The following is an 8,744-nucleotide window of genomic DNA, read 5'->3' on the forward strand; positions in this document are numbered from 1 at the left end:
ATGGAAGGAGCCCGAGTATCCGGCTGGAAACAAGCCATCAACCAAATGGCCGTGGCCTACCCCGACCGCTTCGACAAATACCTATAAACCCAGCCCCACACACAAACAACTTGACACGCTCAAGACGCAAGCGTGGTGAAAATATTTACCGACGTCCATGCCGATGACATAGTCGTAGGTCATGCTAGACCTCCTAGCGAATTGAATGAGTATGGGACTTATTTCATCGCTGGTGGTCGGACATACTTCACGCTGGCATCCACATTACTTTGAGACTTCGCACATTCTGTGCGGGTCAGGTTCCTATTAGCAGTCTGGAGTATGTCACTGCCTTCGGTGGCATCACCCCCCGGATCATTTTCAGACAGGGACGAAAACAAGCCATACCGAAGCCAGCGACTAGTTCCACTGCCACAAGGCAGAAGGAACGCAGATAAACATAACCTGCCCCAGCATGGGGCTAGGAGTACGAATCCTGGGCCCCTTCAAGCGGAACTGCCAACAACGTAATGGGGAGTGGAGTGGTGGAAGGCTCCCCCGCGGGGCGGGGAGAAGTTGGGGAATTTTGTGCGAAATGGGGCCATCCGGCGCGGAAGACCGGCGTGAGCGCAAGAGCGGCGGTAGCGTGTGGGCCTAGTTGCGCGTTCCTGCGCGTGAGCAGGGCTTCTGTTTACTGCCGCAGCGGCAGGAAAGAATTTTCTCAGCAAACTCCAAATTTCACATTTATAACATTGGTTTCACCTGCAACTTTAGCCCCAGTCTGTACCTAGGGTTGAGGTTTAGCGAATGGGGGTTGAAGTGAAAGTTGAGGGTTGTAGGGAGGGGTGTGACGCAGGAAAATTGTGAGCAGACGCATCAGACAGTTCGTTGGGGAAGACGAAGCTCGTCTTGCATCGCGCCGGGCCGGCAGGCCTCGTGCGGTGGTGATCTATGTCGAGGGAGAATCGGCTATGAATACGTGCGTTAACCCTGCGCCGGTTGAACAGCCGGCCTCCACCTCCACGTGGCCCTCCGTCAACGGCGGCGCCACCGTGGTCACTGGTGTGCTTAAGATTTCCGGGATGCCGCGCAAGCTGCGCTCGGAGATTGAACACGCCATGGATCGGTGCATCCGTACCGAGTCGGAATTTATCATTCCGGGCGATGACCCACTGACCGCTCAGTGGTGCACTCGTTGGTTCCGGGATGGGCTTTCCGTAGCGGCGCTTGCCCAAGGCGGGAGCGCCTGCGCCAACGCGGGCAGCGGCATTGGCTGCCACCAGGTGCTTACCGGCTCCCGCGAGGAGCTGGACGCGCTTGATTGCGTCGTGCGCTACCTCGCGCAGCGCCACGGCTTTAGTGCTGCCGTGCGCCTGCCGTAGAAGGCACGAAAGGGGTTGGACCAGCTGTTGCTGGCCAACCCCTTTGCTTCTGCCGCCGGATGGTGCGATTAGGAAAGAACTATTCCGCCTCTGCGAAAGGATCCAGGATCTTGTCTGGCAGCTCGGCCACGGACTTCAGCACGGCTGACGGGCGGTACGGGTAGCGGGAAATCTCGTGGTCATCGGAAATGCCGGAGCGCACCAGTACCGTGCGCATGCCGGCCTCAAGGCCCGCCTTCACGTCGGTATCCATGCGGTCACCAATCATGATCGTCTCCTCCGAGTGGGCGCCGATATTATTCAGCGCCGAACGCATCATGACCGGGTTGGGCTTGCCCACGTAATAAGGCTCGCGGTTGGTGGCGGCGGTAATGAGCGCAGCCACGGCGCCCGTAGCCGGAAGTACGCCCGTGGGGGCGGGGCCGGTGACATCCGGGTTGGTGGCAATAAAGCGTGCACCATTGCGGATGAGGTTAATGGCGGTGGTAATCGCCTCAAAGGAGTAAGTGCGGGTCTCGCCAAGTACAACGAAGTCCGGGTCATCGTTGGTGAGGATCCAGCCCGCCTCGTGCATGGCGGTGGTCAAGCCGGATTCGCCCACTACATAGGCCTTGCTGGAACTTACCTGGCTGGAAAGAAAGTTCGCGGTAGCGGTAGCGGAGGTCCAGATGCGCTCTGCAGGGATATCCAGACCGGTATTGCGCAGGCGTGCAGATAGGTCCCGCGGCGTAGACATGGAGTTATTGGTCAGCACCATGTACTCGATGTCATTGTCTTTGAGTGCCTGGATAAATTCATCGGCGCCAGGGATCATCTCACCTTCTTTGATGAGCACGCCGTCCATGTCTGATAGATAAGAAATCATTGGTGATCCTCCACATACTCGGCGATATCGCCGATGGTTTCGCTGTTGAGCATCGTTTCCTCAGAAAAACGCACCTGGAAGGCCTCTTCCGCGCGCACGGTGAGCTCCACCAGATCGAGCGACTCCACGCCGATATCTTTCAGGCGGGTCTCGCGGCCCAAGTCTTCCTCGGTCCCGGTGACCTTGTGGATGAGTGCGATGAGCTGGCCGAGAGTATCTCGCTCCGGCTCCTTGTCCGGCGCACTCGCATTGAACTTTGCCTGCAATTGGGCACTGAGGTCGTTTGCCATGCCCACCAGTCTAGTATTGATCCCGTTATGGCATTGAGAAAACGTTCTTCCGTTGTGGCGCGTAGTTGGCTCAAGCGCCTGCGCCCCTCGCACCGCGCCGAGCTAGAAAAGCTCTATGGCGGATTGCATGATCCCTCTACCGAGCCCGGCCTTACCCACATCAGCGCGTCCGGCACAGTGGACCACGATGGCCTAGACATCGCCTGGTATGAAATTGGCCAAGAGGATGCCCCGGTGACGGTGGTCTTCATCCACGGTTATTGCCTGTCCGCAGAAGCCTATTATGACCAGGCCAATTACCTGCGCGACCGCAATGCCCGCGCACTGTTGGTGGACCTGCGTGGGCATGGGCAATCCTCCACGGTCGCCCCAGGAGAGTGCACCATTGACGCGGCTGCCGACGACGTCCTAGCCGTCATCCGCGAGCGCGCTCCCCGAGGCAACTTGGTCATCGTGGGCCATTCCCTGGGCGGCATGGTTGCCTTGAACCTCATCCGCCGTGCGCCGGCCGAGGTGTATGAGCGCATCAAGGGCGCGTTGCTGATTTCTACTTCAATGCGTCGCTTTGCGGCCAAGGGCGTAGCCCAGATCTTGCAGTCCAAGTCCCTGCACGCGCTCTACCGTCTGTGCCTGCGCCTGCCCGGCCGCGTCGATAGTGCCCGCTTTGAACTTGCCCGCTTTATTGCCCCGCTTTTTGCCGTGACTCTCGCCGGCTTTCCCCAGATGGAGAAGCTGCAGTTCCACGTTGCCATGCTTCTCGATACCCCTTTGGCCTCCTACTCCGGCTTCTTCGATGACCTTTTGGATCACGCCGAGTATGGTGCCGCAGAACGGCTGGCAAAACTCCACGGTGAGGTAGTGGTGGGCACCGCCGATATCGTGACCCCGCGTTCGCAATCCGAAGTGCTCTGTGAGAATTGGCCCGCCGCGAGCCTGCAAACGGTGGAAGGCTCCGGGCACATGGTGATTCTCGAAGACCCTGAGGCCATCTCCGCGGCCCTCGGCCGCGTCCTCGACGCGATATAGGCAGGCTGCTCGATAGAGCCTCTCGAGGCACACAAAAGGCGCCGCGGCGGGAAGCCGGCGGCGCCTTTTTTAGCGCATTGGCGCGGGGTCTAGCCCGCACCAATGCGGGGGTTAGTCCTCGATGTGGGTGGTAGCGGTCGGATCATCCAGCTTGAGATCCTTGGCTGCCTTCTCCACAACGGAGCGCTCAATCTTGCCCTCGCGAGCCAGGCCATCGAGTACGGCGACGACGATGGACTCGGCATCGATGTTGAAGTAGCGGCGTGCGCCCTCGCGAGTATCAGAGAAGCCGAAGCCATCCGCGCCCAAGGTGATGTAGGTACCCGGGACGTACGGGCGGATCTGCTCCTGCAGCTCGGTGGTGAAGTCAGAGACGCCAACGAACGGACCCTCGTAGCCCTTGAGCTGGGAGGTAGCAAATGCCTCGGTCGGCTCCTCGCCCTTGCGCAGGGCCTCCTTGTTACGGCGGGCACCGTCGCGGGCCAGCTCGTTCCAGGAGGTGACGGAGAAGATGGAGGCCTTGACATCGAAGTCGTCGGCAAGCAGCTGCTGCGCGCGCAGCGCCTCGTGCACGCCCACGCCGGAAGCCAAGATATTGGCGGCAATGGAGCCGCCCTCAGCGGTGTTGAAGTGGTAAATGCCCTTGTGCAGGCCCTCCACGTCCAAGTCCTCCGGCTCGGCCGGCTGGTGCACCGGCTCGTTGTAGACGGTGAGGTAGTACATGACGGCCTCGTTGTTCTCGCCGTACATGCGCTCAATACCGCGGGTGACCAGGTGCGCCACCTCGTAGCCGAAGGCCGGGTCATAAGAAACCACGGCCGGGTTGGTAGCGGCCAGGACAGGGGAGTGGCCGTCCATGTGCTGCAGACCCTCACCGGTCAGGGTGGTGCGGCCGGCGGTAGCGCCGATAATGAAGCCGCGGCCCATCTGGTCACCGGCCGCCCAGAAGGCATCGCCGGTGCGCTGGAAGCCGAACATCGAGTAGAAGATGTACAGCGGAATCATGGCCTCGCCCTGGGTGGCGTAGGACGTTGCTGCCGCGGTGAAGGAGGCAGCGGCGCCGGCCTCAGAAATGCCCTCGTGCATGATCTGGCCGTCGGTGGCCTCGCGGTAAGAAAGCATCAAGTCATGGTCAACCGGCACGTAGTTCTGGCCGCGCGGGTTCCAGATCTTCATGGTGGGGAACCAGGAGTCCATGCCGAAGGTGCGGGCCTCGTCCGGAATGATCGGCACAACGCGCTTGCCCAGCTCCTTGTTGCGCATGATCTCCTTGAAGGTGCGCACCAGGGCCATGGTGGTAGCTACTTCCTGCTTGCCGGAGCCCTTGCGCACGGAGCGCAGCTTATCCAGCGCAGGTGCCTCGAGCGGGGTGAAGTCCTCACGGCGCTCCGGCAGGAAGCCGCCGAGCTCTTTACGACGCTCCAGCATGTACTTGATCTCCGGGGAATCCTTGCCCGGGTGGTAGTACGGCGGCAGGTATGGATCCTTTTCCAGCTCCGCATCGGAGAACGGAATCTCCTGCTTATCGCGGAAGCGCTTCAGGTCATCCAAGGTGAGCTTCTTCATCTGGTGGGTGGCGTTGCGGCCCTCGAAGTTGTGGCCCAGGCCGTAGCCCTTAATGGTGTGCGCCAGGATGACGGTTGGCTTGCCGGTGCCCTTGTTCTCCAGCGCGCGAGCATAGGCGGCGTAGACCTTGCGGTAATCGTGGCCGCCGCGGCGCAGTGCCCAAATCTCATCATCGGACATGTCCTCCACCAACTTGGCCGTGCGCTCATCGCGGCCGAAGAAGTGCTCGCGCACATAGGCGCCGTCGTTGGCCTTGAAGGTCTGGTAGTCACCATCGGAGGTGGTGTTCATGACGTTGACCAGGGCACCCTCGGTGTCCTTTTCCAGCAGCTTATCCCAGCCGCGGCCCCAAATAACCTTGATGACCTCCCAGCCAGCACCGCGGAAGAAAGACTCCAGCTCCTGGATGATCTGGGTATTGCCGCGAACCGGGCCGTCAAGGCGCTGCAGGTTGCAGTTGACCACGAAGGTGAGGTTATCCAGCTCGTAGAGGGATGCGATCTGCAGCAAACCGCGGGATTCTGGCTCGTCCATCTCGCCATCGCCCAAGAAAGCCCATACGTGCTGCTTGGAGGTGTCCTTGATGCCGCGGGTCTCCAGGTACTTATTAAAGCGTGCCTGGTAGATAGCGTTAATCGGGCCCAAGCCCATGGACACGGTGGGGAATTCCCAGAACCATGGCATCAGACGCGGGTGCGGGTAGGACGGCAGGCCCTCGCCCTCACCGCGGGAGACCTCTTGGCGGAAGCTATCCAGATCCTTTTCGGTCAGGCGGCCTTCCATGTATGCGCGCGCGTACATGCCTGGGGAAGCGTGGCCCTGGAAGAAGACCTGGTCGCCGCCCGAAGGATCGTCCTTGCCCTTGAAGAAGTGGTTCAGGCCGACCTCATACAGTGGGGCAGCGCCTGCGTAGGTGGAGATGTGGCCGCCCACGCCAATGCCTGGGCGCTGTGCGCGGTGCACCATGATGGCTGCGTTCCAGCGGATCCAGCGGCGGTAGCGCTTTTCCAGCTCCTCATCACCCGGGAACTCCGGCTCCATGGTGGTGGGGATGGTGTTGACGAAGTCCGTAGACGTCAACGACGGCACCTCAACGCGCTTCGCAGTAGCGCGCTCGAGCAGGCGCAGCATCAAGTAGCGTGCGCGCTCCGGATCGGAGTGGTCCAGCAGACCATCGAGGGAGTCCATCCACTCGCGGGTCTCTTCTGGATCATTATCGTGAAGATACGATGCAACGCCGTCGCGGATGAGGGGGAAGTTGGAGTCGCCCTGGTGGGCGTCCTTCTCGGCCATTTAAACCTCCTATTTAAGGGTCTGCACAGTTTGCCTACTAGGATACGCGCTCACAGATCCACAGTCGTTGTGAAGTCCGACTTAAGGGGACGTGCGGTACGTTACATTGCCATAACCAGTACCTTTGCAAAGTTTGTTGGGGTAAAAGAGGGTAGTTTGCTAACTCTGTGGAGCCAGCTGCGTTGGTGGCAGGGCCTGCAAAATGGGGGAATTGCGGCCCTTAGGCGGGTAAAAGGGGCCGGTGGACGTTAAAATGCTTCTATTAAGCCGCGATTTACCCGCAGGATGCGGGCGATACGCGGACCAGACATTCACTAAAATAGGAAGGAAATGCATAGTGGCTGACGCTGCAGTCAAGCTCGGAATCAAGGAAGGGCAAATCGCCCTGGAGCTTGGTTGGGACGAGGATTGCGATACCGCAATCTCTGAATCGATCGAGGCCGTGCTCGGCGATGACTTCTTGGAAGAAGAAAATGACGAGCTGTGCGATGTAGTCCTTCTTTGGTGGCGCGAAGAAGACGGCGACCTTGTGGATGGACTGGTGGACGCGAGCCGCCCGCTGGCCGATAACGGTGCAGTCTGGCTGCTTACCCCAGGTGCCGGCAAGCCAGGAACCGTAGAGCCTGGGCTCATCTCTGAGTCCGCTCAGCTGGCAGGCCTAGTGCAGACCAAGGCGGAGCGCCTAGGCGAGTGGCAAGGCTCGTGCTTGGTGCAGCGCGGCTACACCAAGAAGTAGGGCTTTACCTGCCGATTTGTGTTGCTTTAGCAACCTGCGCTACTGTTTCTAACAGCGCAAGAGCGCATGCGGCTTTAGCTCAGCTGGAAGAGCAATTGGTTTACACCCAATAGGTCGGGGGTTCGATCCCCTCAGGCCGCACAAGGTCAGAGCCCCTTTTCGAGAAATCGGAAAGGGGCTCTTTCATATACCCACGACAACGCCACGACAGGGTTAAGGCCTAAACGACGGCCTAAACGACAGAATGTGTTGTTTTGCGGCGTGTCGGGCTAAACGACATTTTGTGTTGGTGGGGTTTAGCGTATGTGGCCTTTGCGTATTCCCATAGAGTGGTTGTAGGCAGTGTCGATGGCACTGTCGTAGGTTGCTGGTCGGCCGTCTTCGTGGCCGCTGGTGGCTTGTTTTTCTTGGTTGGCTAGGGTTTGTGCTTTGGCGAGTGCGTCCTGGCCCCAGTTTTGCTGCCTGGCGATCTCTACAGGGTCGTCAGGCAGTTGCGTGTGGAGGTATAGCCACCAGTCGCAGGCGATGCGTTGTTGTTCGTCGTGCAGTCCTCGGTGGGCGTGCATGAGGTTCTTTATTTGTGAGTTCACCCCGCCTTCTAGCTTGTTGGTCGTGCGTTCCAATCGTTGGTCTTGTTTAGCTTTGGTGAGGTAGGCAAAGAGGTGGCCTTGTTGGCTCATTTTCTTTAGCTGCAAGTAGATTCCGCGGTGGGTGTAGTGGGTGTACCACCATTTTTTGTTGCGGCGTTTGGCTTTTGGAATCTGGTCGAAGGGGACGTCTTTGACGTAGGTTCTGGCTTTGAGCTGGGTGCTAAATACGGTGCCGAACTGTTGTAGTTTTACGGTCCATTCGGCTGCTTTATCCAGGTTGTCAACGGCGAGTAGTTCAAAGGAAAGTCGTTGTAATGCTTTGCCCATAGCGGAAGTGGGATAAAGGCCGGTGGCGCGTTGAATATTGCGTTTGACGTGGACAATGCAGCGTTGAACCGGGGTATGAGGCCACAGCTGGTGTAGTGCTTTAAGCCCTCCGGCATCGCCATCGCAGGTAACCAATTGTGGTGGGGCTAGCGGGTCGAGCAGGCGCATGTAGGACCAGGAGGATTCTTTCGTGCACCAGAACCAATTGATGACATGGCTGGAGTCGGCAGCTACAACAAGGCATTTGGTGTTGAAGTAGGTGCCGTCGATGAAGATTTGGTCGTAGATTCGCTGCCTATCAACGCTTCGGGGTGGTTGGATAAGCCAGAACGGTGTGAAGCGTCGTTGCAAAGTTCGTGGTGAAACACCGCAGGTTTTAGCCGTTTCTTCCAGGCTGTTGCTGGAGGTGAGCCAGGAAATGAACAGGCGGAACCATTTGGCTTGCACGGCATCGTTATTCACGCGGGTGAAGGTGGCCTTGCAGGTGCGGCATCGCCATCGTTGGCGCCCAGCACTCGTTTTTCCGTGTTTCGTGCATGCCCTGCCGCAGACGGGGCATCGAGGATGATTGAGAGTGTCTGATGGTTTGTGTGTGGGAACCGATCCCGCATAAGGAGATAAGCCAGAATGACTACTGTGGCGAGACGAGATCCGGCCGATAAGGCCAAGATTGATGCGATTGAAAAGAAG

General features: G+C 59.1%; 7 protein-coding genes and 1 tRNA gene. 4 read left to right on the forward strand and 4 right to left on the reverse strand.

Going from position 1 to position 8,744, the window contains the following annotated elements:
* Window positions 1-950: 950 nt before the first annotated feature.
* Window positions 951-1,361, forward strand: a complete 411-nt coding sequence (locus tag MHY08_RS11375) for a hypothetical protein (protein WP_239236754.1) — start codon at window positions 951-953, stop codon at window positions 1,359-1,361.
* A gap of 79 nt (window positions 1,362-1,440) precedes the next feature.
* On the opposite strand, the gene MHY08_RS11380 is transcribed toward MHY08_RS11375, so the two are convergent.
* Both MHY08_RS11380 and MHY08_RS11385 read right to left on the reverse strand, forming a co-directional pair.
* Window positions 1,441-2,226 (reverse strand): HAD-IIA family hydrolase, encoded by a 786-nt coding sequence (locus MHY08_RS11380; RefSeq protein ID WP_239236756.1) that lies wholly within the window; start codon window positions 2,224-2,226, stop codon window positions 1,441-1,443.
* Entirely contained in the window at window positions 2,223-2,516 is a 294-nt protein-coding gene (locus MHY08_RS11385) for an acyl carrier protein (RefSeq protein WP_200435400.1), read from the reverse strand. Before MHY08_RS11385 ends, MHY08_RS11380 begins: the two co-directional genes overlap by 4 nt.
* Window positions 2,517-2,543: 27 nt before the next feature.
* On the opposite strand from MHY08_RS11385, the gene MHY08_RS11390 reads away from it, so the two are divergent.
* Window positions 2,544-3,542: an alpha/beta fold hydrolase gene (locus MHY08_RS11390; RefSeq protein ID WP_239236758.1), complete on the forward strand. Its 999-nt coding sequence runs from the start codon at window positions 2,544-2,546 to the stop codon at window positions 3,540-3,542.
* A 111-nt stretch (window positions 3,543-3,653) separates the two neighbouring features.
* On the opposite strand, the gene aceE is transcribed toward MHY08_RS11390, so the two are convergent.
* Window positions 3,654-6,401, reverse strand: a complete 2,748-nt coding sequence (aceE, locus tag MHY08_RS11395; RefSeq protein ID WP_239236760.1) for a pyruvate dehydrogenase (acetyl-transferring), homodimeric type — start codon at window positions 6,399-6,401, stop codon at window positions 3,654-3,656.
* A 337-nt stretch (window positions 6,402-6,738) separates the two neighbouring features.
* Between aceE and MHY08_RS11400 the strand changes: the two genes are divergently transcribed.
* Both MHY08_RS11400 and MHY08_RS11405 read left to right on the forward strand, forming a co-directional pair.
* Complete coding sequence (locus tag MHY08_RS11400) at window positions 6,739-7,137, forward strand: DUF3052 domain-containing protein (RefSeq protein ID WP_005324380.1); 399 nt, start codon at window positions 6,739-6,741, stop codon at window positions 7,135-7,137.
* A 68-nt stretch (window positions 7,138-7,205) separates the two neighbouring features.
* A tRNA-Val gene (locus tag MHY08_RS11405) sits at window positions 7,206-7,278 on the forward strand.
* A gap of 155 nt (window positions 7,279-7,433) precedes the next feature.
* Here the strand turns inward: MHY08_RS11405 and MHY08_RS11410 are convergent.
* Window positions 7,434-8,729 (reverse strand): IS1249 family transposase, encoded by a 1,296-nt coding sequence (locus MHY08_RS11410; protein ID WP_370658804.1) that lies wholly within the window; start codon window positions 8,727-8,729, stop codon window positions 7,434-7,436.
* Between the last annotated feature and the right edge of the window lie 15 nt (window positions 8,730-8,744).

Source organism: Corynebacterium sp. ACRPJ (genome assembly GCF_022347345.1).
GTDB classification, from domain to species: Bacteria; Actinomycetota; Actinomycetes; order Mycobacteriales; family Mycobacteriaceae; genus Corynebacterium; species Corynebacterium tuberculostearicum_D.

What these genes read in the sequence shown, in the direction of transcription:
- MHY08_RS11375 (WP_239236754.1), top strand. Translation starts at nt 951, where the DNA reads ATGAATACGTGCGTTAACCCTGCGCCGGTTGAACAGCCGGCCTCCACC.
- MHY08_RS11380 (WP_239236756.1), bottom strand. Translation starts at nt 2,226, where the DNA reads ATGATTTCTTATCTATCAGACATGGACGGCGTGCTCATCAAAGAAGGT.
- MHY08_RS11385 (WP_200435400.1), bottom strand. Translation starts at nt 2,516, where the DNA reads ATGGCAAACGACCTCAGTGCCCAATTGCAGGCAAAGTTCAATGCGAGT.
- MHY08_RS11390 (WP_239236758.1), top strand. Translation starts at nt 2,544, where the DNA reads ATGGCATTGAGAAAACGTTCTTCCGTTGTGGCGCGTAGTTGGCTCAAG.
- aceE (WP_239236760.1), bottom strand. Translation starts at nt 6,401, where the DNA reads ATGGCCGAGAAGGACGCCCACCAGGGCGACTCCAACTTCCCCCTCATC.